Origin of the sequence: Micromonospora sp. CA-269861, assembly GCF_050948505.1 — a bacterium.
Classification (GTDB): Bacteria; Actinomycetota; Actinomycetes; order Mycobacteriales; family Micromonosporaceae; genus Micromonospora.
This window is the reverse complement of the sequence record NZ_CP192014.1, coordinates 3183714-3208102: the sequence shown is the minus strand read 5'-3', so window position 1 is coordinate 3208102 and position 24389 is coordinate 3183714. Positions and strand designations below refer to the sequence as shown.

18 protein-coding genes and 1 pseudogene are annotated in these 24389 nt (G+C 71.4%); 13 read left to right on the top strand and 6 right to left on the bottom strand.

Going from position 1 to position 24389, the window contains the following annotated elements; genetic code table 11:
* The first annotated feature begins 105 nt into the window (after positions 1–105).
* The 4 genes and pseudogenes from ACQP0U_RS14890 (at position 106) to ACQP0U_RS14875 (ending at position 4216) form a co-directional block, all read left to right on the top strand.
* Positions 106–903: an AfsR/SARP family transcriptional regulator gene (locus tag ACQP0U_RS14890; protein WP_433319738.1), complete on the top strand. Its 798-nt coding sequence runs from the start codon at positions 106–108 to the stop codon at positions 901–903.
* Between the two features lie 129 nt (positions 904–1032).
* Positions 1033–1365: pseudogene (locus ACQP0U_RS14885) on the top strand (TcmI family type II polyketide cyclase); the annotation flags it as partial.
* Between the two features lie 109 nt (positions 1366–1474).
* The gene (locus ACQP0U_RS14880) at positions 1475–2824 is read left to right on the top strand and encodes an FAD-dependent oxidoreductase (protein ID WP_433319735.1); all 1350 of its coding nucleotides are present in this window, start codon (positions 1475–1477) and stop codon (positions 2822–2824) included.
* Positions 2825–3097: 273 nt separating this feature from the next.
* Positions 3098–4216, top strand: a complete 1119-nt coding sequence (locus ACQP0U_RS14875; protein WP_433319732.1) for a helix-hairpin-helix domain-containing protein — start codon at positions 3098–3100, stop codon at positions 4214–4216.
* A gap of 275 nt (positions 4217–4491) precedes the next feature.
* Here the strand turns inward: ACQP0U_RS14875 and ACQP0U_RS14870 are convergent, their stop codons facing one another.
* A complete protein-coding gene (locus ACQP0U_RS14870) occupies positions 4492–5208 on the bottom strand; it encodes an isocitrate lyase/PEP mutase family protein (protein WP_433319729.1) in 717 nt (238 codons plus the stop codon).
* A 140-nt stretch (positions 5209–5348) separates the two neighbouring features.
* Between ACQP0U_RS14870 and ACQP0U_RS14865 the strand changes: the two genes are divergently transcribed.
* The gene (locus tag ACQP0U_RS14865) at positions 5349–5939 is read left to right on the top strand and encodes a TetR/AcrR family transcriptional regulator (protein WP_433319726.1); all 591 of its coding nucleotides are present in this window, start codon (positions 5349–5351) and stop codon (positions 5937–5939) included.
* Positions 5940–6017: 78 nt separating this feature from the next.
* Here the strand turns inward: ACQP0U_RS14865 and ACQP0U_RS14860 are convergent, their stop codons facing one another.
* Entirely contained in the window at positions 6018–6320 is a 303-nt protein-coding gene (locus ACQP0U_RS14860) for a GNAT family N-acetyltransferase (protein ID WP_433319723.1), read from the bottom strand.
* Positions 6321–6478: 158 nt separating this feature from the next.
* Between ACQP0U_RS14860 and ACQP0U_RS14855 the strand changes: the two genes are divergently transcribed.
* From ACQP0U_RS14855 to ACQP0U_RS14845, 3 genes are all read left to right on the top strand, one after another.
* Positions 6479–7174, top strand: coding sequence for a DUF1223 domain-containing protein (locus tag ACQP0U_RS14855; protein WP_433319720.1), 696 nt, complete (start codon positions 6479–6481; stop codon positions 7172–7174).
* Between the two features lie 40 nt (positions 7175–7214).
* Positions 7215–7637, top strand: coding sequence for an MmcQ/YjbR family DNA-binding protein (locus ACQP0U_RS14850; RefSeq protein ID WP_433319717.1), 423 nt, complete (start codon positions 7215–7217; stop codon positions 7635–7637).
* Positions 7638–7793: 156 nt separating this feature from the next.
* Complete coding sequence (locus ACQP0U_RS14845) at positions 7794–10661, top strand: glycosyl hydrolase (protein WP_433319714.1); 2868 nt, start codon at positions 7794–7796, stop codon at positions 10659–10661.
* A gap of 213 nt (positions 10662–10874) precedes the next feature.
* Here ACQP0U_RS14845 and ACQP0U_RS14840 read toward each other — a convergent pair whose 3' ends face one another.
* Positions 10875–12644 carry a family 43 glycosylhydrolase gene (locus ACQP0U_RS14840; protein WP_433320848.1) on the bottom strand — a complete coding sequence of 590 codons (1770 nt, stop codon included), beginning with the start codon at positions 12642–12644 and terminating at the stop codon, positions 10875–10877.
* A gap of 603 nt (positions 12645–13247) precedes the next feature.
* Here ACQP0U_RS14840 and ACQP0U_RS14835 point away from each other — a divergent pair.
* The 3 genes from ACQP0U_RS14835 to ACQP0U_RS14825 all read left to right on the top strand — a co-directional run bounded on the left by ACQP0U_RS14835 (position 13248) and on the right by ACQP0U_RS14825 (position 17688).
* Positions 13248–15581, top strand: a complete 2334-nt coding sequence (locus tag ACQP0U_RS14835) for a beta-L-arabinofuranosidase domain-containing protein (RefSeq protein WP_433319711.1) — start codon at positions 13248–13250, stop codon at positions 15579–15581.
* A gap of 160 nt (positions 15582–15741) precedes the next feature.
* Positions 15742–16686, top strand: a complete 945-nt coding sequence (locus tag ACQP0U_RS14830; RefSeq protein ID WP_433319708.1) for an SMP-30/gluconolactonase/LRE family protein — start codon at positions 15742–15744, stop codon at positions 16684–16686.
* A 132-nt stretch (positions 16687–16818) separates the two neighbouring features.
* Positions 16819–17688 (top strand): endonuclease/exonuclease/phosphatase family protein, encoded by an 870-nt coding sequence (locus ACQP0U_RS14825; protein ID WP_433319706.1) that lies wholly within the window; start codon positions 16819–16821, stop codon positions 17686–17688.
* Between the two features lie 47 nt (positions 17689–17735).
* Here the strand turns inward: ACQP0U_RS14825 and ACQP0U_RS14820 are convergent, their stop codons facing one another.
* On the bottom strand, positions 17736–18620 hold the full coding sequence (locus ACQP0U_RS14820; RefSeq protein WP_433319703.1) for an MHYT domain-containing protein: 885 nt from the start codon (positions 18618–18620) through the stop codon (positions 17736–17738).
* Positions 18621–18786: 166 nt separating this feature from the next.
* Positions 18787–21588 carry a DEAD/DEAH box helicase gene (locus tag ACQP0U_RS14815; protein WP_433319700.1) on the bottom strand — a complete coding sequence of 934 codons (2802 nt, stop codon included), beginning with the start codon at positions 21586–21588 and terminating at the stop codon, positions 18787–18789.
* A gap of 86 nt (positions 21589–21674) precedes the next feature.
* Between ACQP0U_RS14815 and ACQP0U_RS14810 the strand changes: the two genes are divergently transcribed.
* On the top strand, positions 21675–22445 hold the full coding sequence (locus ACQP0U_RS14810) for an HAD family hydrolase (protein WP_433319697.1): 771 nt from the start codon (positions 21675–21677) through the stop codon (positions 22443–22445).
* A gap of 95 nt (positions 22446–22540) precedes the next feature.
* A complete protein-coding gene (locus ACQP0U_RS14805) occupies positions 22541–23452 on the top strand; it encodes an EamA family transporter (protein WP_433319694.1) in 912 nt (303 codons plus the stop codon).
* Here ACQP0U_RS14805 and ACQP0U_RS14800 read toward each other — a convergent pair.
* Complete coding sequence (locus tag ACQP0U_RS14800; RefSeq protein ID WP_433319691.1) at positions 23415–24338, bottom strand: diacylglycerol kinase; 924 nt, start codon at positions 24336–24338, stop codon at positions 23415–23417. The two genes, ACQP0U_RS14805 and ACQP0U_RS14800, sit on opposite strands and share 38 nt — an antisense overlap.
* Positions 24339–24389: the final 51 nt, after the last annotated feature.

Below are 24389 nucleotides of genomic sequence, written 5' to 3'. Positions count from 1 at the left end.
CCGCGCCCGGCCACGCCGCCATCGGCGGGGTCGACAGTGGCGTCGCGGGCAACCGATCCGGGACACAGCAGATGTCGGGACGAGCGTTCCGCAGGGGGTGCCGCCGTGGCCGCTGATCCGTCCGTGCCGACCGCCGGGGACCCGCCCGAGGAGGGCGTCTCACTCCACCTGCTCGGAGGCTTCCGACTCCTCCGCGATGCAGTGCCGGTCGTGGTGCCGCGCGGGCTGCAACGGGTGATCGCGCTGATCGGGTTGCGCCCCGGCGCCACCCGCAGCCAGCTCGCCGGGCTGCTCTGGCCCGACGCGTCCGAGGAACGCGCGCTGTCCTCCCTGCGCACCGCCCTGTGGCGGCTCCGGCAGGACCCGTGCTGCCCGATGACAGTGGCCAGCGACACCGTCCGCCTCGGCCCGGCGGTCCGGCTCGACGTGGATGACCTGGTCGGCACCGCGGCCCGGGTCCGCGACGGCGACGACCCCCGCACCGCGGCCGGCGCGCTCGCCGCCGGGCGGCACGACCTCCTCCCCGGCTGGTACGACGACTGGGTGCTGCTGGACCGGGAGCGCCTGCGCCAACTCCGCCTGCACATGCTGGAACAGGTGGCCGGGCATCACCTGGCCGCGGGGCGGCACGGCGAGGCGCTCGAGGCCGCGTTGGAGGCGATGTCCGCCGAGCCGTTACGGGAGACACCACACCGGCTGGTGGTCCGCATCCACCTGGCCGAGGGCAACGCCTTCGAAGCCGTACACGCCTTCTACGTCTACCGGGACCTTCTGCGGCGCGAGCTGCGGCTGGAGCCGAGCCCTGCGATGAGCGCCCTACTCGACGACACGCTCGCCCCGATCCGCCAGGCCAGCCGCGACGCCATCACCGGCCGCCCGTCACCGGCCGGCCGGCGTACGTGACGGTGCCGCCCGTCACCGACCGGCCCGTGTACGTGACGGTGACGTGACAGGCGCTGCGGCACGGTGGGCGCACAGAGCACGTGGCACCGATCCCCGCGGGTCGGGCAGGCCACCGGCGGAAGGGGCCCCATGAGTCGTCTACTGATCGTCAGCCGGATCATCCCGGGAGCGGAGGGGCGGGTCGCGCAGATCTTCGCCGAATCCGACGCCACCGAACTCCCCGGTCTGACCGGCGTCACGCACCGATCCCTGTACTGCCTGCACGACCTGTGCGTACACCTGCTGGAGACCTCGGACGACGTCGACCCGGACGCGCTCGCGGCGGCCCGCAACCACCCGCTCTTCCAACAGGTCAACGAGCGGCTCTCCGCGCACACGTCGCCGTACCTGCCGACCTGGCGCTCCCCCCGGGACGCGATCGCCGGCTGCTTCTACCGGTGGGACGCCACCGACGCGCCTGCGGCGCGCCCGTCCAGCACTGCCGCGCCCACAGCCCGCCCGGCCGGCACCGATGCGCCCGCACCGCGCCCGGCCAGCACCGAGGCACCCGCCGCGCACCCGGCCGGCTGACATGTCTGCCGCGCCACCGCACGTCCTGATCATCGGCGCGGGCACGGGCGGGTTGTGCCTGGCGCACGGCCTGCGCCGCGCCGGGATCAGCGTCGCGGTCTACGAACGGCACCGCGACCGCACCGAGGGGCTGCTCGGCTACCGGGTCGGCATCGGCCCCACCGGTAGCCGGGCGCTGCGGGAGTGCCTGCCCCCGGAGTTGTTCGCCACCTTCCTGGCCACCTGCGCCCGGCCGCCGCACTACTTCAACGTCGTCACCCAGGGGCTCCGCCAGACCGCGTCGTTCGCGCTGCGACCGAGCGCCGACCCGGTACGCACCGAACACTCGGTGGCCCGGATGGTGCTGCGCCAGGTGCTGCTGACCGGCCTGGAGGAGGTGGTGCACTTCGACAAGACCTTCACCCGGTACGAGCAGCGCGACGACGGCACGGTCACGGCCCACTTCGCCGACGGCACCACCGCCGACGGCGACCTGCTGGTGGCGGCCGACGGCACCCATTCCGCCGTACGCCGCCAGTACCTGCCGCACGCCGTCACCCGTGACGCCGGAACGATCAACATCGCCACCCGGATCCCGCTGACCCCGCACACCCGCGGTCTCATTCCGGAACGGGTCCAGCAGGGCATCTCGCTGATCTTCGGCGTCGGCGGGATGATGGGCGTCCTGCACGTCATGGAGTTCAAGTGGGACGCCGGAAGGGCGATCAAGCCCGGCGTCAGCCAGCCCGACGCCGCCCTGCTCCGAGACTGGCCCGGCCTGGCCCAGGACACCACCACCGACAACATCAACCTGATCATCTGGAGTGCGGCCAACCGGTTCCCGGTCGACGTGATGGAACGCCGCGGCGAGGATCTGGTGCAGGTCGCCCTGAACCTCACCTCGAACTGGCACCCGCACCTACGGGAACTGCTCGCCCACGCGGACCCGGCCAGCGCCCTGCCGATCAAAGTGTCCACGTCCGAGCCGGTGCCGCCCTGGAAGAGCAGCACCGTCACCATGCTCGGCGACGCCATCCACACCATGACCCCGGGTCGCGGTGTGGGCGCCAACACCGCGCTGCGTGACGCCCGCCTGCTCTGCGAGCAGCTCCGCCGCGCCACCGCCGGCGACAAGACGCTGCTCCAGGCGGTCGCCGACTACGAGGCCGTGATGGCGCCTTACGGCTTCGCGCGGGTCGCCGAATCGTTGAACCGCAGCGGCACCAACGGCGACGACCGGATGTACCGGCCGGTGGTGGGTCGACTCGCGCTGCTCGGCGCACGCGGCTACTTCGGAGTGACCAGCCGGGTACCACGGCTCCGTCGTCGGTTCGTCGACGACTTCCACACCTACGAGGGCGACCGGGACTGAACTTCGCATCGCCCGACCCGGGCTCGGCGTCATCGCCGGGCCCGGGTTTCGTCGCGTCCGGTCTAATCTGGTCCGATTTCGGCGTGATGGGCAACGCTGTGTCACCCGGCAGGCACCGGCTGAGGTGGCTGGCCCGCCCGCAACGCTGTCGACCGATCCTGTCTGTCGTCGGCAATACGCGTGTGCGAAGCTGCGGCGAGTTTTTCTCGTGACTTTTCCAACGAGGTGATAGGGAGGTTCGCCGTGGCGTGGTCTTTCGGACACTCGCTGATAGTGGTACTGGCACTGTTGCTGGGCCTGGCCGCCGGGTGGCTGCTGCGCGGCCGGCGGGGCGTGCAGGGTAAGTCGATAGTGGATGGTGACCCCGTCGCCGGCCTGGCCGTGATCTCCACGCCCACGCCGGCCGCCACCACCGACGAGGCCCGGCCTGTGGCCGCCGTCGACCCGGCACCCACCGCGGTCGCCGACGAGCCGGTACCGGTCGACACGGTCAGCGCGCCAGCCGCGCTGACCGAACCGGACGGCCCCACCCCGGCGCCCGTGCCGGCGGACGCCCCCAGCGGCGTCGACCCGGCGGACATGGCACTGACCGAGGACCCGCCGCCCGTACCGGCCAGCGAGCAGTCCGACGCTGCTGAGCTGCGGCCGGAGCCGACCGTGGGCTCGGCCGCTGAGCCGATCACGGACGACGAGCAGCCCGCCCCGGCGGCCGTGGTCGCTCCCCGCCAGCCCGCGGACGACCTCCCGCCCGTCGACATCGCACCGGTCAACGCGACGCCGGCCGACACCACGTCGATCGACGATGCGCCGGCCACGGCCACCCCGGCCGACGATGCGCCGGTCTCCGTCGGCCCTGCCGACGGTGCGGAGACCAAGGCCACGGCGGTCGACCCGACGCCCGCCGAGTCGCCGGCCACCGCCGACCTGTCGGCTGCCGAACCGGTGCACGCCGACTCCGTGAGCGCCGAGCCGGTCCACGCCGACTCTGCGGCTGCCGAGCCGGTCCACGCCGACTCTGCGGCTGCCGCCGAGGAGACCGAGCGGTCGGCGGTGGCCACGCCTCCGGTTCGGCCGACCGCTGCCGCGACGCCTCCGGTCCGTTCGGCCGCCGACACGGCGATCAGCAGCGTCGACGCCGATCCGACGGGTCCGGCCGACGACTTCCGCCGGATTCAGGGGATCGGGCCGAAGATGGCGGCCGCGTTGCAGGACGCCGGTGTGCGCACGTACGGCCAACTCGGCGAGTTGGACGAGCCGGCACTGCGCGACCTCATCCGGGCTGCCGGCCTGCGCGCCGCACCTGGGCTGGCCAGTTGGCCGCAGCAGGCACGCGTGCTTGCCGGCGCCGGCGACGAGATGGCCGCGGTACTGCCGAACGGCAACCAGGCCTGACGGCCTGCTTTCGAGCCCCCGGCAGCCGTCATCGCGAAGGCGCGCCGGGGGTTCGGCCGTACTGCCGAGGAAGCCTCCGACGCCCACCGCACCGCTGATCGACTCGGCGTCCAGGAAACCGCGCATGCCCCGCCCCAAGATCGTGCTCGATCCTGGATGCAGTGGTGTCGGGCGCGGCGGATACCACTACATCCACGATGTTGCGCGATCTTGCGGGCGGCAAGGCGGCGCCTGACCGGCGGGGCGGCTCCGGCGGGGCGGCCGGAGGGTCGGCCTCAGGCGCGCAGCTCGGCCGCGAGGTCGCCGATCGACGCCATCGCGTACCGCTGCATTCCTGGGCCGAAGGTGATGCGTGTGGCGCCCTGCCGGCCCAGCTCGGCCACGGAATCGCGGTCCGGTCCGGCGGCCATGTTGATCGGCCCGGAGATGCCCTCCCGAAGCTGCGGGAGCACCTGCGACGGCGCCAGGATCGGGTAGACGCAGTCGGCGCCGGCCGCCACGTAGAGGCGGGCGCGTTCGACCGCTTCGGCCGGGTCACCCGTCCCGATCAGGAAGGTGTCGACGCGCGCGTTGATGAAGAGAGCGTCGCCCGCCTCCGCGCGAACCTCGGCCAGCCAGTCCGCGTGCCGATGGGGGTCCTTCAGGGTGGCGTGCCCCTCCGAGTCTTCCAGGTTGCAGCCCACAGCGCCGGCCTCCAACAGTCGCCCGACCAACTCGCGAGGGGCCAGGCCGTAGCCGCCCTCGACGTCGGCGGACACGGGGACGGACACGGCGCGGACGATGCGCGCGACCGCCGCGAACATCTCGTCCGGTGGGGTCGCGCCGTCCTCGTAGCCGAGCGAGGCGGCGACACCCGCGCTCGGGGTCGCGAGCGCCGGGTAGCCGGCGTCGGCCAGTACCCGGGCGCTTGCCGCGTCCCAGGGACCCGGCAGGACGAGCGGGTCGCCGGCGGCGCGGTCGTGGTGCAGGGCACGGAAGGTGGAGGCTGTCATCGTTGGTGTCTCCCGACGGGGATTGCGGAGGGTGGGCTCAGGCGGTGTATCCGCCGTTGGAGTCAAGCACGGCGACGGCGATCTACGAGGCGACCATACGTTTGGTGGACCGTACGGTCAATAATTGCTACGCTGGTCACATGGCCAGGCCACGGCAGTTCGACGAGGAACAGGTGATCCGCGCCGTTCGGGACCAGTTCTGGGACGCCGGCTACGCGGCGACCTCACTGGAGGACCTGGTGCGCGTCAGCGGGCTGGGCAAGGGCAGCCTCTACGGCGCCTTCGGCGACAAACACCGACTGTTCCTGCGGGCGCTGCGGGAATACACCGACACCAGTGGTGGCTACCTGCGGGAGATGCTCGCGTCCGCTCCCCGCGCCCTGGACGCGCTGCGCGCGTTCGTCCTGGCGCCGGTGAACGACCCGGGTGGAGCCGCCGCCCGGCGCGGTTGCCTGATGGCCAACAGCACGTACGAGCTCGCCACCGCCGACCCCGACGTTCTCGCCGAGGCGCGGCGCACCTACGAGGCGACCACAGCTCTGGTCGCCGAGAGCGTCGGGCGGGCCCAGGACGAGGGTGACCTGCCGCGCGACGCCGACCCGGTCGAGACGGCACGCGCACTGCTCGCCGCACAGCAGGGGCTGGTGTTCATGGGGCGGACCGGGCTGGACATCGACACCCTGACCGCGACGGCCCGCACCCTCGCCGCCAAGCTCCTACCGGACGCCTGACAGCGCTGGACCGGACGCCTGAGACCGCCCGACCAGACCCCTGGCAGCCCCCGGCCGGAACACCGCCACACAGGGCGTTTATTTGATCTTGCGGGTGGACCGGACCACGATGCCCTCGTACTCCGGGTGCTTGACCACCCAGTCGGCGAGGAACGGGCAGATCGGCACGACGGTCCGGCCCTTGCTCCGCGCGTCGTCCAGCACGGCCCGCGCCAGCGTCGACCCGACGCCTTTGCCCTCGTACGCCGGATCGACCTCGGTGTGGGTGTAGGCGATGATCGAGCCGGTCAGCTGGTAGGTGACGAACCCGGCGACCGCGCCCGCCTCGTCGCGCGCCTCGAAACGCTCCCGCGCCGGCGCGTCTGTCACGGTGAACTGCACCTGACCATCCAACCACCCGATCCGACCGCACTCGCCGCGAGGCCGGCAGGCGACGCGGTCCCACGCGCATTGTCTCGGCCGAAACGGGAAACGCCACGCCGCCGGGCATCCGGGGAACGCGACGCTGCCGGGCACACCGTGGGAGGAGACACGCCACCATGACGAATCCATCGACGGACGGCGGCTTCGCCGTCGTCGAGATGTTCACGTCCCAGGGCTGCAACAGCTGCCCTCCCGCTGAGGAGCTGCTGAGCGAGATCGAACGCGACGCCCGGGAGCGCGGACAGAACGTCTTCGCCCTCGGGTTCCATGTCGACTACTGGGACGACCTGGGGTGGGCCGACCAGTTCGCGGACGCCGCGTACACCGCACGGCAGGAGGCGTACGCCCGCGCGCTCGGCACCAGAGGTCTGTACACCCCGCAGATGGTCGTCAACGGCACCGTCGAGTTCGTCGGCTCCGATCGCCGACGGGCGGCCGGCGCGATCATGTCGGCCATGGCCTCGACCGTCACCACACCACTGACACTCTCCGTTGCGAACCTCGGCGCAGACCGGGTGGTGCTGGACTACCGGGCCGAAGGGCCGCCGGAGCGCGCGGTGTTGAACGCGGCGATCGTGGAACGGGGCCTGGACAGCGAGATCGCCCGGGGCGAGAACGCCGGGCGGACGCTGCGGCAGGACAACGTCGTGCGCGCCTTCAGATCGGTCGGCCTGGACGCCGAGCAGGGTCAGGTGGAGCTGGTGGCACCGCTCGGCTTCGATCCGCAGAGCGCGAGCGTGGTCGGCTTTGTCCAGGAGAACGGCCACCGGGCCATCGTCGGCGCCACGGCCATCGAACTGTCCACCGCGTAATCTCGGCACATGCGGACGGTGCGCGGTGCGAGGGGGTTCGGTGGCTGACGCGGACGACGTACGCCGGGTGGCGCTGGCCCTGCCGCACACGGTGGAGATCCCCAGTGACGGTTTCGACTTCCGGGTGTCCGACAAGGGCTTCGTCTGGTCCTACCCGGAGCGGATACCAGGCAAGCCGCGGGTGATCCGGCTCGACATCGCGGTGCTGTTCGTCGGCGACGAGGCCGAGAAGCAGGCCCTCCTGCTCGGCGAGCCCGAGATCTTCTTCACCACGCCCGGCTACGACGGCCTGCCCCTGGTGCTGCTGCGCCTGGCGGCGGTCGACCTGGACCGGCTGACCGAGCTGGTGACCGACGCGTGGCGGATGCGTGTGCCGGACGCGCTGCTGGGCGACCGTGCGGGCGATCTGTTGAGCGACCCTGCGGGCGAAGTGCGGGGCGACCGTGCGGGCGCCGGCAAATAGCGACATCAGCACGCAACGGGCTGGACACATTGACGGGGATCTCGGTACTCCACTACCGTGGCCGAGAGAGCGCTCTCTCACCTGACCTTCCCCCCAATTCAGACGCATCGCGCTGGACCCGGCAAGGGCCGCACCCCGGCGCGCGATGGAGGCACGATGAAACCTCCCGTCCCCCACCGCCGATGGGCCCTGGCCGCCGCCACCGCGCTGGCCCTGGTCGTCGGCGGCCTCGCCATCCCCGTCACCCGCGCGGCCGAAGCCGCACCCGTCGGCGCCGGCAGCTACACGACCACCCCGGTCGGCCCGCTCCCCAGCGGCTGCGGCGCGATGTCCAGCAACCCCCGGCAGTTCGCCACCGCCAACGCGCCCACCGGACCGATACCCACCAACGACTGGTGGTCCTCGCTGCTGTGGAAGCGCACCGACTGCTCGTTCAGCGAGCCGCTGCACGCCCACCCGATCTCGTACGACACCTTCAGCGACGGGCTCGGCTTCTCCGCCAACTCCACGCCCGCCATCAGTGGCACCGCGACGGGTGTCGGCGAGTTCCACTACCCGTACGTGCAGGACATCCGGGTCGGTGTGGCCGGGCTCGGCGCACCAGTGGTCAAGGTCGACGGCTGGTCCGACTGGACGGTCAGCCCGCACTGGAGCGACGGCACGCGCACCATGCGCGCGACCATCGGCCACGGTCTGCCCTTCGCCTACTTCCAGACCACCGGCGGGAACGCGCAGATCAGCACCGCCGGCACTCCCGACGTCTGGTCCAACAGTGGCGCCACCATCGGCTTCCGGGTCAACGGTCACGACTACGTCGGGTTCGCTCCCAGCGGCGCGAGCTGGAGCGTGGCGTCCGGCCGGATCTCGTCCACCCTGGCCGGCCGCGGCTACTTCTCGGTCGCCCTGCTGCCGCCGACGTCGAGCACGACCGAGCGCGCCAGCCTGGCCGCGACCTACGGTCAGTACGCGCACGCCCACGTCACCGGCACCCAGGTGTCGTACGCCTACAACCCCGCGACCAGCGGCCTGACCACCACGTACGCGTTCACCACGACCGCCCGGGAGGGCACCGCCACGCAGACGGTGGTCAGCCTCTACCCGCACCAGTGGAAGTCGCTGAGCGGCTCCACCGCGATCACTCCGACCTACCCGTCGGCGCGCGGCCGGATGAAGGTGCTCACCGGCGTCAACCAGTTCCGCACCGCCATGAAGTTCCAGGGCATCCTGCCGGAGTTGCCGGCCGTCGGTGACGGCAGCGGTGGTGACCTGGCGACGCTCGCCGGGCACCTGGTCGCCACCCGCGCCAACCCGATGGACCAGCGCGGCAACGACACCTACTGGACCGGCAAGGGGCTGGGCCGGGCCGCGCGGATCGCCGAGATCGCCGACCAGGTCAACGACACCACGACGCGCGACAGCGCGCTGAACGCCATCCGTAGCACGCTCACCGACTGGTTCACCGCGTCCAGCGGCAAGACCAGCCGGGTCTTCTACTACGACAACAACTGGGGCACCCTGATCGGCTACCCCGCGTCGTACGGGTCCGACCAGGAGCTCAACGACCACCACTTCCACTACGGCTACTACATCGCCGCCGCCGCGACCCTGGCGAAGTTCGACCCGACCTGGGCGTCCACCAGCCGCTACGGCGGCATGGTCGACCTGCTGATCCGGGACGCCAACAACTACCGGCGCGGCGACACCCAGTTCCCGTACCTGCGGGACTTCGACATCTACGCCGGTCACGACTGGGCCTCCGGGCACGGTTCCTTCGGCTCCGGCAACAACCAGGAGTCCTCGTCGGAGGGGATGAACTTCGCGAGCGCCCTGATCCAGTGGGGGCAGACGACCGGCAACACCGCCGTCCGCGACGCGGGCGTCTTCCTGTACACCACCCAGGCCGCGGCGATCCAGGAGTACTGGTTCGACGCCAGCGACCAGAACTTCCCGAGCGCGTTCGGGCACTCGACGGTCGGCATGGTCTGGGGTGACGGCGGCGCGTACGCCACCTGGTTCAGCGGCGAGCCGGAGATGATCCAGGGCATCAACCTGCTGCCGGTCACCGGTGGACACCTCTACCTGGGCAACAACCCGGCGTACGTGCGGACCAACTACGCCGAACTCGTCCGCAACAACGGCGGGCCACCGACGGTGTGGCAGGACATCCTCTGGCAGTTCCAGGCCCTCGGGGACGCCGACTCGGCGCTGGCGAACCTGCGCGCGAACCCCGGCTACACCCCTGAGGAGGGCGAGAGCCGGGCGCACACGTTCCACTGGATCCGCAACCTCGCCGCCCTCGGCACAGTCGACACGACGGTGACCGGCAACCATCCGCTGTCCGCGGTCTTCTCCCGCAACGGGGCCCGCACCTACGTGGCGTCGAACCCGACGGCCTCGCCGATCACCGTGACGTTCTCCAACGGCACCACCCTCACCGTGGGGGCCGGCAAGACGGCCACCACCGGGGCGTACACCTGGAGCGGTGGCAACGCGGCCGGCGGCGTCCCCCCGACGACGCCGACGGATCCCCCGCCGACGACCGACCCGCCGCCGTCCTCCGGCAGCCCGACGCGGTACCTGCTGCCCGGGGGCGCGTTGGGCGCCGCCGGTAGCGCGGCCACGACGACGGTCGCGGCGGCGAACGGAAACCACGACGGTACGCCCACCAACGCCCAGGTCTTCACGGCGACCGGCCTCAACCTCGCCTACTCCGGTGGGCAGACCGCGTTCGACCTGTTCGTGGACGCCGGGTCGGCGGTCGGCAACGGCGTGCAGGTGCGGATCTCCTACGACCTCACCGGCAACGGCAGTTGGGAACGGGTGGAGACGTCGCGTTACTTCGCCACCGACCCGGTCTCCGGCTACGAGCACTACACCCAGAGCGCCGGCCTGTCCTCGGCCACCGGGACGTTGGGCGCGCTGAGCAACGGCACGGTCCGGGTGGAGGTGTGGTCGGCGATCGGCAACAACCCGAGCACGGTGGGCGTCGGCAACCAGTCGGTGCTGCGGCTTCCGTACTCCTGATCGATCCGTTCGTCGCGACACGATGTCGGCCGGTGTGCAGGACCGATCCTGGTCCTGAACACCGGCCGACGTGTGCGGTCAGTCCGGCGTCTTCTCCGTAGTGGTGCCGCGATGGAGACGCACGCCCGAATGTGCTGTGAGCGATAACATGCCGATCGTCAGGCACGTCGCGGTGCTGCCGGAGCCGTACGGGCACGGCTCCGGCAGCACCCGTCACTCGAACGAGACGTCGTCGACGAGGAGGCTGTCGGTGCCCTCCGCCGTCTCCACATAGAAGGCGGCACTGGACAGCGTGCCGCTCCACGACACTGTCGTCGTGCCGGTGAGCAGGGTCCAGCCGTTGACGTTCACCCCCACCGCCGGGGTCAGCTGGAGGTAGCTCGTCGTGCCGTTCGCGGTCAGCGACAGCGTCGCCTTCGCCGACGGGGTGCCGCTCTGTGCGCGTACCCAGACGTTTGTGGTGTAGCTCTTGCCGTTGGTGAGCCTGGTGGTCACGTCCTGGCTGGGGCCGTTCCACGCGCCGGTCCGGCCGGTGATCGACAGCGACCCGCTGCCGCCGTGCGCGGCTGTGGTGTTCCTGGCGAGCGTTCCGCTGCCGTGCACACCCCAGCCCGTCGTGCCGTTCTCCACGTCGCCGTTGGTGATCAGGTTGGTGCTGCCGCCGCCGGTGAACTGCCACCAGTTGATGTTGAACAGGTTGCCGCTGCCGCCGGCGAAGCGCAGGTAGAGATCATGGGTGCCGGTCGCTCCGCTCACCGCGCAGGTGGTGGTGCTCCAGGTCTGCCAACCGCCGGTGCCACCCACGGTGCAGGTGCCCACGGTCGGGCCGCTGGCGCTGTCGAGGCGCACCTCGATCCGGCCGCCGCTGGTGGCCGACGCGACCCGGGCGCTGAACGAGGTCGCACCAGCGCCGAACGCGACACCCTTGACCTTGATGTAGTCGCCGTTCTCGATCCAACCGACGTTCATTCCGCCCTCGCTGGACGCCTCGGTCTCGATGCCCGAGCCCCACGCGATCGTCTCGGCCTCCTGCCGCACGTACGGGTTCAGCGTGCCCACCTGCGGGGCACCCGTACTCGTCATCGTGATCGTCGGGAACATGCCATTGCTGTTGTAGCTGAACTTCTCCACCGCGACCGAACGGGTGTAACCACTACCGCCGGGCAACGCCCCGTTGTGGTAGAAGAAATACGAGCCACCCTGGAAATCGATCACACCCGCGTGATTGGTGAAACTGGCGCCCTGCCGCGGCATGATCGTTCCCCGATACGTCCACGGCCCCGTCGGCCCTGTCGCCGTGGAATACGCGATGAACTCCGAGCAACACTCCGCCGCGAAGACGTTGTAGTACAACCCGTTGCGCTTGAAGACCCACGGCCCCTCCTCGTACAGCGTCGGCCGACTCGCATTACCGCTACGGGTGCCGAATCCCGCCGTCGTGAGTGGAATGCGCGTCGCGCTGCCGGAGTACGAGATCATGTCGGCGTTCAGCTTCACGTACCACAGCCCCGGGTTACCCCAGTACAGATACGCCTGCCCGTCATCGTCGATGAACGTGTGCGGGTCGATTTCGTTGTTGCCGACCAGTGGTCGACCGAGCGCGTCGCGGAACGGCCCCGTCGGGCTGTCGGCCACCCCGACGCCGATGACCATCTGCCCGTTGGAGCGCTGGCGCACCGGCACGTACCAGTAGAACTTTCCGTTCCGCGCGACGACCTGCCCGGCCCACGCGTTGGCGTCCGCCCACGCGAACGTCGCCAGATTCATCGGCGAGCCGTGATCGGTCCAGTTCACCATGTCGGCGGACGAGTACACCCGCCACTCACGCATGGTGAAGTAGGTGGACCCGTCCTCGTCATGTCCGGTGTAGAGGTACACCCGGCCGTTGTGCACCATTGGCGCCGGATCAGCTGTGTAGATGTTCTGGACGATGGGGTTGTCGGCCCTGGCCGAACCCGGGATCAGTGCGAGGACGCACGCCATGCTGGCCAGCCAGGCGATGGCGCGCCTGGCCCGACGGGCGGCCCGGGTTGTGGTTCGATCTTTCACCTTCACGATTACTCCCACAGAGAGTGCGATGGCTGTTAGCGCTAACAGATTGCCCCTGGATGCCTCCTCCCCCCATCTGACCTGGATTCTTGCTAGGCGCGGGATGACCGTCGTAACCACATCGCAGCATTGATGTAGCGACGTTGACATCGAAGATTTACGATGCACCGTACTGAGCGACCGGGCCGGCGTCAACGAGAACGAGTCACCGAAGCCCCTTACACACCGTCACACTCTGGCAGTCGCAGGCCCGGGGGATGTCCGTTTCGGACCACAGCTGGCATCGAACCCGGCACCTCCGAGTCGCGCCGCCGCGGAGATGGGTCGGCGAGGTGCCCCGGGGGTTGCGGGCGTGTTAACGACCAACTATGTTAGCGATCACATCGATGTGCCGCGATGAGCGCAGGGGTGGGCACCCGGCGTCCACAGCGACCGCGTCCCATCCACCCACACCGCACCCGGCGTCGGCCCTTTGCCGCCGACGACGCACCGCCATCGATGGCGGCCCCGACGTACCCGGCCACCTGGAGGTCCCCCATGCCACCCCCGCCCCTCAGCCGCCGCCACCTGCTTCAGGCCGCCGGAGCCACCGTGGTGGTGTCCGCGACCGGCGCCGCCGTCCTCCCCGCGAGCGCGTCCGCCGCCGTCGTGCCTCCGGCCCGGTCCGACATCGGCGTCTCGGCGTACTCATTCGACCCCGGTCAGGTAAGACTCACCGCCGGCCGTTGGATGGACAACCAGACCCGCACGCTCAACTACCTGCGGTTCGTCGACGTCGACCGGATGCTCTACAACTTCCGCGCCAACCACCGGCTGTCCACGAACGGCGCCGCCACCAACGGCGGCTGGGACGCGCCGAACTTCCCGTTCCGGACCCACATGCAGGGGCACTTCCTGACCGCCTGGGCGTACGCGTACGCGGTGCTGGGCGACACCACCTGCCGGGACAAGGCCAACTACATGGTGGCCGAGTTGGCCAAGTGCCAGGCCAACAACGGGGCCGCCGGCTTCGGCTCGGGATACCTCTCCGGCTTCCCGGAGTCCGACTTCACCGCGCTCGAGGCTCGGACGCTGTCCAACGGCAACGTGCCCTACTACTGCATCCACAAGACCCTCGCCGGGCTGCTCGACGTCTGGCGCTACACCGGAAACACCCAGGCCCGTACGGTCCTGCTGTCCCTCGCCGGCTGGGTCGACACCCGGACGAGTCGACTGAGCGCCAGCCAGATGCAGTCGATGCTGGGCACCGAGTTCGGCGGCATGAACGACGTGCTCACCGACATCTACCAGCAGACCGGCGACTCCCGCTGGCTCACCACCGCCCAGCGGTTCGACCACGCCGCCGTGTTCAACCCCCTGGCCTCCAACCAGGACCAGCTCAACGGGCTGCACGCCAACACGCAGGTGCCCAAGTGGATCGGCGCGGCCCGGGAGTACAAGGCCACCGGGACCACTCGATACCGGGACATCGCCAGCAACGCGTGGAACATCACCGTCGGCGCGCACTCCTACGTCATCGGCGGCAACAGCCAGGCCGAGCACTTCCGGGCGCCGAACGCTATCGCCGGCTATCTCAGCAACGACACCTGCGAGCAGTGCAACACGTACAACATGCTCAAGTTGACCCGGGAGCTGTGGCTGCTCGACCCGAACCGGACCGACTACTTCGACTTCTACGAGCGTGCCCTGATCAACCACCTGATCGGCGGGCAGAACCCCTCCGACAGCCACGGTCACATCACCTACTTCACCCCGCTGCGGCCGGGCGGGCGTCGTGGTGTGGGCCCGGCGTGGGGCGGCGGCACCTGGAGCACCGACTACAACTCGTTCTGGTGCTGCCAGGGCACCGGCCTGGAGATCAACACGAGGTTGATGGACTCCATCTACTTCTTCAACGGCACGACACTGAGCGTGAACCTCTTCACGCCGTCGGTGCTGAACTGGACGCAGCGCGGCATCACTGTCACCCAGAGCACCAGCTACCCGGTCAGCGACACCAGCACCCTGACCCTGTCCGGGTCGATGAGCGGCTCGTGGAGCATCCGGGTACGGATCCCGTCCTGGACCAGCGGCGCGACGATCACCGTCAACGGCACGGTGCAGAGCGTCGCCACCACACCTGGTAGCTACGCCACGGTCACCCGCGCCTGGGCCGCCGGCGACACCATCACCGTGCGGCTGCCGATGCAGGTCGTCATGCGGGCCGCCAACGACAACGCCAACGTCGCCGCCGTCACGTACGGCCCGACGGTGCTGGCCGGCAACTACGGCAACACCACGCTCAGCGCCCTGCCGTCACTCACCGTCTCCTCGATCGCGCGAACCAGCACCAGCTCGCTCGCGTTCACCGCCAGCGCCAACGGGTCCACTGTGAACCTCGCGCCCTTCCAGGACGCCCACGGCTACAACTACACGGTCTACTGGAACGCCAGCGGAGGCGGGAGCACCGGCGGCAGCTACCGTCTGGTCAATGTCGGCACCGGCCTGGTCCTCGGCGTGCAGAACATGTCCACGGCCGACGGCGGACTGGCCGTGCAGTGGGGCGACAGCGGCACCGCCGACCACAACTGGGTGGTCGTGACCGACGGCGACGCGGTCCGGTTCCGCAACGTCAACAGCGGCAAGGTCCTGGGCGTGGAGAACATGTCCACCGCGGACAACGCCCGGGTCCTGCAGTGGGCCGACAACGGCACCGCCGATCACCGGTGGGTCCTCGTGGACAACGGCGACGGCACCTACAAGATCCGCAACGTCAACAGCAACAAGCTGCTCGGGATCCTGAACGGGTCGACCGCCTGGGGAGCGCAGGCCGTGCAGGACCCGGACAACGGCAGCGCGGACAACAGGTGGAGGCTGGTCCGCAACGCCTGACATCCGCCCCGCTCCACGGGCTCACCGGCGCGGTCACCCGAAGGCCGCGCCGGTGACGCCGGGCGGACGCCCGGCAGCGGTCGTACAGTGGGGAGGGTCCTGGCCCCAGTGAACGTGGCGGACGTGTCGGCTCGTGCCGCTTCCGCCCGGAAGGAGCACAGTGAACCGCCCCCTCCGCACCACGCTCGGCGGCGCGTTGACCGCCCTCATGCTGACCACCGTCGCCGTCGCGCCGGCGCAGGCACAGGCGCACCCCGGAGGACGTCCGCCGGCCGTCCTCGCCCTTCCCGACGGCTTCCAGCCCGAGGGCATCGCCACCGCCGGCAGGTACGCCTACTTCGGCTCCCGCGCCACCGGCGCCATCCAGCGTGTCGACCTGGTCACCGGCCGGGGCACGACGATCGGCGCGGCCACCGGCACCCCGTCGCTCGGTCTCAAGGTCGACACACGCGGCCGGCTCTTCGTCTCCGGTGGCACGGCCGGCGACGCTCGGGTCCTCGACACCCGCACCGGCGAGGTGCTGGCCCGCTACCAGTTCGCCACCGCTCCGACGTTCGTCAACGACGTCGTCCTGACCCGTGACGCCGCGTACTTCACCGACTCGAACCGGCCGGTGCTCTACCGGCTGCCGCTCGGTCGCGGTGGGGCGCTGCCGCCCGCCGACGCCTTCACCACGATCGCGCTGACCGGCGCGTACGAGCAGGTCGGCACCGGCGTGAACCTCAACGGCATCGCCACCACACCGGACGGCCGGGCCCTGATCGTCGTCCAGTCCAGCACCGGCACGCTGTACCGGGTCGACCCGACGAGTGGCGCGAGCACCGTCGTGGACGTGCCGGGCCACACCTTCACCAACGGCGATGGACTGTTGCTGCTCGGCCGCACCCTCTACGTCGTGCAGAACCGCCTCAACCAGATCGCCGTGGTCCGGCTGAACCACGCCGGCACCGCCGGAGCGCTCACCGGCACCATCACCGACCCGAACTTCGACGTACCCACCACCGTCGCCAAGGCGCTGGGCCGGCTCTACCTGCCCAACGCCCGGTTCACCACACCGCCCACCCCCACCACGCCGTACACGGCCGTCGCGGTCCGCGCCCACTGAGCGACCCGAGGGGGTACGCGCCGCGCGGGTGCCCCCTCGGCCCACCGCTCTGGATCTCGATCGCCGACCGGCCGCCAGTAGGATCACCGGCACCTCGGCGATGACTGTCGCCTCGTTGACCCCGGAGTCCGTGTGGCCGCCCGTTCGTACCGGTTCCTGCGCCGAAGCCTGGCCGTGGGCTGCCTACTCGCCGCCGCCGCGCTGCCGGCCACACCGTCGGGCGTACCCGCCGACGCCGCGGACCCCCCGCAGGCCACGATCCTGCGGATGCTCCAGATGAACCTCTGCAACAGTGGCCGCGCCGGCTGCTACACCGGCCGAGCGATGGCCAGGGCCACCGAGGTGATCACCGCCGAGGCGCCCGACCTGGTCACCCTCAACGAGATCTGCGCGGACGACCTCCCCGTCCTGCGCGGGGTGTTCCACGCCGTGCACCCCGGCCGGACCGTCGTGGCCGCGTTCCAGGCCGCCGGCGACCGTCCGAGCGGCGACGACACCCGCTGCCGCAACGGCCAACGCTTCGGCATCGGGCTGCTGACCCACGTGCAGACCGCAGCCACCCCACACACTGTGTACGCCGGAACCCACCCGACGCAGGACCTCGCGGACCCCGAGGAACGAGCCTGGCTCTGCGTCGACGTCGACGGCGCCCTGCTGGCCTGCACCACGCACCTGTCGGCCAGCGGCTTCCGCATCGCGCTCACCCAGTGCGACCACCTGCTCGACACCATCCTGCCGGCGATCAGCCGCACCGCCGGGTCCGAGCCCACAGTGCTGGGCGGCGACCTCAACCTGCGTGCCGGTCCTGACCCCGACGTGCGGTCCTGTACGCCGCCGGGCCACCAGCGGGTGGACGACGGCCGACTGCAACACATCACGGCGACCAGCGACATCACGCTGTGCTGTCGCACGGTGGTGCCCATGCACGGGACGACCGACCACCCCGGGTTGCTGGCCACCCTCACCATCGACCCGGGTCGGCCCGGTCGCCGGCCGGCCTGATCCGCCTGGGCACCGGGCGCGGATCGGGCAGGCCCGGCCGCACGGCGTCAGCGCGGCGGCGTGTCCCGGCGGGACGGGAACGGCGTACCCGGCTGGCCGAGGCTGGAGCGGGCGCGCAAGCCCACCGGGTCGGGTGCAGCGGCGGGCGTCGGGGCGGCCGGTTCGGAGAGCCGCCGCCCGTCCAGGTACGCGCTGGCGGCCCGGTCGTCGTCGGTCGGAGCGGCGAGCAGCGCGTAGAGCAGACCGACCACCCCGAAGACCACCGCCAGCACGATCGGCACCAGCAGGGTGCTCACCCCGGCGCCGGCCACCTCACCCGTCCGTTCGTGGCGGTGCACCGACAGGGCGCTCATGCCGGTGAAGTGCATCCCGTTGACGGCGACGCCCATGACCAGCGCGGACGCGAAGATCGCCAGTGCCCGCCGGACGGTCATCGCGAGCCACAGTGCCACGGTGGACGCCACCACGGCGATGACCACCGAGAGCACGACCCGGACGGTGTCGTAGCCGAGGCTGCCGTTGAGGCGCATGGCGGCCATTCCGGTGTAGTGCATGGCGGCCACGCCGGCGCCCGTGAAGACGCCGCCGGCGATCAGTCGTACCGGATTCAGCCGGCCGGTGCCCACGATGGCCAGGCCGATACCGACCGCCACCACGGCGATCGCCGTGCTGGCCGCGGTCAGCGGCACGTCGTAGCGGATCCGGGTGTTCTCCACAGCGAAGCCGAGCATGGCCATGAAGTGCATCGCCCAGATGGCGGTGCCGCCAAGTGACCAGGCCGCCAGCAGACCCCACCAGGCTCGCTGACCGTTCGTCCGGGCCGTGCGGATACGCCCGGCGCAGACCAGACCGAGGATCGAGCCGAGCACGGACAGCGCGTAGCTCAGCGCGGGCGTGATCCACCCGTACTCAAAGTGATTGATCTCCGCCACGGCGGCTTTCTCCCCATTCGTTACCGACGCGTCAACAAGACGCCTCGGCAATGATCAGGGGTGCTGTGATCAGGCGCAACAGTGCCCCCCGAGCTATTCGAGGGGTTCCGTTGCGGTGACCGTCCGCTGCGTCGATTAAACCGACGAAAATGACTGAGCGTATTTATCAGGCTGACGTGTGGTACGCGAGAACGCCTCGATTGACCGCCGCTATAGCTTGTCGGGCCGTAGATCGCAGCTCCGCAGCGGCGCCACCGGAGTCGGCAATCTGACCGAGCAGGTCGACGACCTGTCGGGCCCACCGGACGAAGTCACCGGCGGGCATTTCACCATCGATCTCGTGCCCGCTGCCGAGCACCTTGGCCAGCGCCTCGCCCCGGGCCCACCGGTAGACGGGCCAGGCGAAACCGAGATCCGGCTCCCGGGTCGCGGTCAGCCCTCGCGCCGCCTCGTCGGCCTCGATCTCCCCCCACAGCTTCAGCGTCTCGTCCACCGCGTCCGCCACCGGCCCACGCGGCAACGACGCCCGCTCGTCGACGTCGCGGCGCGCCTCGAACACCACCACGGAGACCGCGGCGGCCAGCTCGGCCGGGGACAGCCCGTTCCACACCCCCCGGCGCAGGCACTCGGCGACCAGCAGATCCGCCTCGGTCCAGATCCGGCCCAGCATCCGGCCGGCGTCGGTGACCGCGCCGTCGCGGGCGAGGTAACCGCGCTCGGTCAGCAACGCCACGATCCGGTCGAACGTCCGGGCGAGGGACCCGGTACGACCACTGACGCGCTCGCGCAGCTCCTCGGTGTCGCGCTCCAGCCGCCGACGCCGCTCCGCCCAGCGGGCGTGCTCCTCCCGCTCGGGGCAGGCGTGGCAGGGGTGGTTGCGCAGTTCGGTGCGGAGCTGGGTGATCCGATGGTCCTCGCCGGTCACCTGCCGGGAACGGCCCCCGCGTCGGCCGCCGTGCCGGTCCAGGCCGGTGCCGCTGACCTCGGCGGCGAGATCCCGCCGAGCCCCCGGGGACCGGTGGTTGAAGTGCTTGGGCACCCGGATCCGGGCCAGCACCTCGGCCGGCGTGGTGAAGTCGCCCGGGCTGACCCGCCCGGCCCAACGGTCCTGGGTGAGCACCAGCGGCCGGGGCTCACCGAACCCGCCGGTCGCCGGGTCCAGCACCACGGCCAGCCCCGCCCTCCGGCCCGACGGCACCCGGATCACGTCGCCGACCCGCAGTCGCTCCAACGACGCCACCGCGGCGGCCTTGCGCTGGGTCTGCCCCTGCCGGGCGATCGCCTTCTCCCGGTCGGCGATCGCCACCCGCAGCGCGAAGTACTCGTCGAAGTCGCCGTGGTGGCAGGCGGCCTCCGCGCCGTACGCCTCGATGGTCTCGGTGTTGCGCTGCACCTGCCGGGCCAGGCCGACCACCGACCGGTCCGCCTGGAACTGCGCGAACGACGACTCCAGCAGAGCCCGGGCCGGCTCGGCGCCGACCGTGCCGACCAGGTTCACAGCCATGTTGTACGACGGCCGGAAGCTGGAGCGCAGGGGGTAGGTGCGGGTGGACGCGAGCCCGGCCACGTGCCGTGGGTCGGTCTCCGGGGACCACACCACGACGGCGTGCCCCTCCACGTCGATGCCACGGCGGCCAGCGCGGCCGGTGAGCTGCGTGTACTCCCCCGGGGTCAGGTCGACGTGCGCCTCGCCGTTGTACTTGACCAGCCGCTCCAGGACCACGCAGCGGGCCGGCATGTTGATGCCCAACGCCAGGGTCTCGGTGGCGAAGACCGCCTTGACCAGGCCACGGACGAACAACTCCTCGACGATCTCCTTGAACACCGGGAGCATGCCGGCGTGGTGGGCGGCCAGGCCGCGCTCCAGGCCGTCCAGCCACTCCCAGTAGCCCAGGACCGACAGGTCCTCGCTGGGGATGGCGGTGACCCGGGACTCGACGACCCGGCGGATCTCGGTCCGTTCCTCCGGTGAGGTGAGCCGCAGCCCGGCGGCGAGACACTGCTGCACGGCGGCGGCGCAACCGGCCCGGCTGAAAATGAACAGGATCGCCGGTAGCAGACCCTCCCGATCCAGTCGGTCGACGATGTCCGGGCGCAACGGGCCACGCCAGCGCGGGCCACGCCGGCCGGCGCCCGGCCCCGCGCTGCGGCCCTCGCCCAACTCCAGCCGCCGCGCGGTCTCCCGGGTGTAGCGCAGCAACTCCGGGTGCACGTCGTGCTTGCGGGCGGCGTCGGCGTCGTGGAACAGGTCGAACATCCGCTTGCCGACGAGCATGTGCTGCCACAACGGCACCGGCCGGTGCTCGCTGACCACCACGGCGGTCTCGCCGCGCACGGTGACCAGCCAGTCGGCGAACTCCTCGGCGTTGGAGACGGTCGCCGACAACGAGATCAGGGTGACCGAGGCGGGCAGGTGGATGATCACCTCTTCCCACACCCCACCGCGGAACCGGTCGGCCAGGTAGTGCACCTCGTCCATCACCACGTACGCGAGGCCCTGCAGGGTGCTGGAGCCCGCGTAGAGCATGTTGCGCAGCACCTCGGTGGTCATCACCACCACCGGCGCGCCGCCGTTGATCGCGTTGTCGCCGGTCAACAGGCCGACCTGCTCGACGCCGTACCGGGCGACCAGGTCGTGGTACTTCTGGTTGGACAACGCCTTGATCGGCGTGGTGTAGAAGCACTTGCGCCGTGGCGGCGGGGTCGCCGCGTCGGCGGCGGGCACCGGATCGTTGGGCCGCCCGCGCAACGCCAGGTGGACGGCGAACTCCCCGACGACCGTCTTACCGGCCCCGGTGGGAGCGCAGACCAGCACACCGCTGCCCTGCTCCAGCGACTGACACGCCTCCCGCTGGAAGTCGTCGAGGTCGAACCCCAGATCGAGGGCGAACTCGTTCAACGCCGGAAACTGTGCGGCTTGTGCGGCCTTGCGGCGCGCCGCTGCGTACCGCTCGGCGGGGCTCGACATGGCACCAAGATTAGTGCGTGCCGGGACACGTCACCCCACAAGGCCGTCCGGAGGAGCGGTCGGGGGCGGTCGGTAGGGTGCACGGCGTGCCGGACCATGCCGAACCGCCCCAGACCAGTCCGCCGGGCACCGCCGAGGCGCCCGCCGCCCGCCGGGCGTCCCGACGCCCTGTCAAGGCGGTGCTCTTCGACTTCCACGGCACCCTGGCCCAGGTGGAGGACTCCCAGCGGTGGGTGTTGGAGGCCGCGGCGGCGTGCGGCGTCACCCTGGACCGGGTCCGCGCCACCTCGCTGGCCGACCGGCTGCTGACCGCCGGACGCGCCGGCGGGCCACTCCCGGCGCGGGTGCCACCCCGACTTGCCGAACTGTGGGCTGACAGGGACCTCTACCAACACGCGCACCGGGGCGCGTACACCGGGCTGGCGGAGACCGTCGACGCCGGCATCGACGGGTTCGCCGACGCGCTCTACGAGCGGCTGCTGATCGCCGAGGGCTGGCAACCGTACGCCGACACCGCTCCCACGCTGACCGCGCTGCGCGACGCTGGGGTGCCGGTGGCGGTGGTCAGCAACATCGGCTTCGACCTGCGGCCACACTTCGACGCCTGGGGGCTGACCGACCTGGTCGGCGCGTTCGTGCTCTCGTACGAGGTGGGGCGCTGCAAACCCGACCCGGCGATCTTCTGGCGTGCCTGCGGGATGCTCGGCGTCGACCCGGAGCAGACGCTGATGGTCGGCGACACGCCGGCGGACGCGGGCGCCGTGGCCGCCGGCTGCTCGGTGCTGGTGCTCCCGGCCGCCGAGCCGGGCCGGGAGAACGGGCTGGGCGCGGTGCTCGACCTCGCCCTGCCGGGCTGAGCGGCACCGGCCCGACCCGCGCCCGTGCCCGGCGTTGGTCACTCCGGTGGACACCGCCGCAGGGTGGCCGGCGCTGACCGCCTACGGTCGTGCCCGTGACCGAGATCCTGCTGCCCACGCCACCGCCGGCCGACACATCAGCGGCCCGGCGCGGTGGCGTCGCCGCCGTCGGCCTGGTGCTCGGCGGGGCCCTGTCGGTGCAGTTCGGCTCCGCCGTGGCCGCGTTGCTCTTCCCCCGTACCGGGGTGGCCGGCGCGGTGACCCTGCGGCTGACCATCTCGGCGGTGCTGCTGCTCATCGTGTGCCGGCCCCGACTGCGTGGGCACGACCGCTCGGCCTGGCTCGCGGCCGGCGCGTTCGGGCTGGCGCTGGCCGGCATGAACTCGCTGTTCTACCAGGCCATCGAACGCATCCCGCTGGGCCCGGCGGTGACGCTCGAGGTTCTCGGCCCGTTGGCGCTGTCGGTGTTCTCCGCCCGACGCCTGGCCAGCTGGGGCTGGGCGGGGCTCGCACTGGCCGGGGTGGCGCTGCTCGGGCAGGGTGGCTTCGACCGACTGGACCCGGTCGGGGTGGCCTTCGCGTTCGGCGCGGGGGCCATGTGGGCCTCGTACATCGTGCTGAGCGCACGGGTCGGCAGCCGCTTTCCCGGCGCGGACGGGCTGGCCCTGGCACTGACCGTGGCCGCGCTTGTCACCCTGCCGCTGGGCATCATCGACGGCGGCAAAGTGCTGCTCGACCCGCAGGTGCTGGCGCTCGGTAGCGCCCTCGCGGTGCTCGCCTCCGGGCTGCCCTACACGCTGGAGCTGGTGGCGCTGCGGCGGATGCCCACCGCCACCTTCGCGGTGCTGATGAGCCTCGGCCCGGCCGTCGCCACCCTCGCCGGGTGGCTGGTGCTGCGGCAGGCGCTGACCGTGCTGGAGTGCGTCGCCATCGTGCTGGTCATCGCGGCCAGCATCGGGGCGGTACGGGTCAACGCAGCAGCCGCAGGGCGCCCGGAACCGCGCTGATCGTCACCGGCAGCTCCAGGGAACGTTCCCCGTCGGCGTACGAGGTGATGTCCTCGGCTGCCAACTCCACGGTGCGGGCCCGGAAGCTGCGCACCAACGGGTGACCGACGTGGGTGCCCTGGTAGATGCGCGGCTTCACCCGGACGAGGGTCCGCCTGTTGACCCGGCCCGCCACCACCACGTCGAGCAGCCCGTCGGTCGGGTCCGCGTCGGGGCAGATCCGCATCCCACCGCCGTACGTGGGGCAGTTGCCCACCGCCACGAGCACCGCGTCCAGGTCGTGCGGCACCCCGTCGAGGCGCAGCGTGTAGCGGCGCGGCCGTAAACGAGCCAGCTCGACCAGGATTGCCAGGTCGTACCGGCGCGGGCCGCGCGGCCAGCGCATCCGGTTGGCCCGCTCGTTGACGATCGCGTCGAACCCGGCCGCGAGGACCGCCCCGTACCAGCGCTCGGCCCCGTCGACCCCGACCATCCGGGCCAGGTCGACCGGTTGGCTGCGGCCGTCGCGCACCGCCTCGGCGATCACCGCCGCAGCCGCGAGGGGGTCGGCCGGGAAGCCGGTGTCCAGAGCGAAGTCGTTGCCGGTGCCGGCAGGTATCGGACCGAACGGCACGTCGGTGCCGGCGACGGCCTGCAACGCCCGGTGCACGGTGCCGTCCCCGCCGACCGCCACCAGCGCGCCGGCACCGTCGGCGACAGCCGCCCGGCACGCCGCCTCCGCCTCAGCGGGGCTCGACGCCGGCAGCAACCGGACCGGCCGCCCGGCGGCGGCAAGGCCCTCCAGCAGCCGGGGCAGCAGAGCGCGGTGCCGCCCGCGACCGGCGGTCGGGTTGGCGAGCACGGCGACCGGGCCGGGCAGGTGATCGTCTGCGGTCACGGGCAGCACCGTACCGGTCGGACACCCACCGTTCACCCAGGGGCAGGTGCCCTCACCAAC

Bases quoted from the DNA above. Each gene is read 5' to 3' on its own strand.
- ACQP0U_RS14880 (WP_433319735.1), top strand. From the start codon at position 1,475: ATGTCTGCCGCGCCACCGCACGTCCTGATCATCGGCGCGGGCACGGGC.
- ACQP0U_RS14870 (WP_433319729.1), bottom strand. From the start codon at position 5,208: ATGACAGCCTCCACCTTCCGTGCCCTGCACCACGACCGCGCCGCCGGC.
- ACQP0U_RS14865 (WP_433319726.1), top strand. From the start codon at position 5,349: ATGGCCAGGCCACGGCAGTTCGACGAGGAACAGGTGATCCGCGCCGTT.
- ACQP0U_RS14855 (WP_433319720.1), top strand. From the start codon at position 6,479: ATGACGAATCCATCGACGGACGGCGGCTTCGCCGTCGTCGAGATGTTC.
- ACQP0U_RS14845 (WP_433319714.1), top strand. From the start codon at position 7,794: ATGAAACCTCCCGTCCCCCACCGCCGATGGGCCCTGGCCGCCGCCACC.
- ACQP0U_RS14840 (WP_433320848.1), bottom strand. From the start codon at position 12,644: ATGGCGTGCGTCCTCGCACTGATCCCGGGTTCGGCCAGGGCCGACAAC.
- ACQP0U_RS14835 (WP_433319711.1), top strand. From the start codon at position 13,248: ATGCCACCCCCGCCCCTCAGCCGCCGCCACCTGCTTCAGGCCGCCGGA.
- ACQP0U_RS14815 (WP_433319700.1), bottom strand. From the start codon at position 21,588: ATGTCGAGCCCCGCCGAGCGGTACGCAGCGGCGCGCCGCAAGGCCGCA.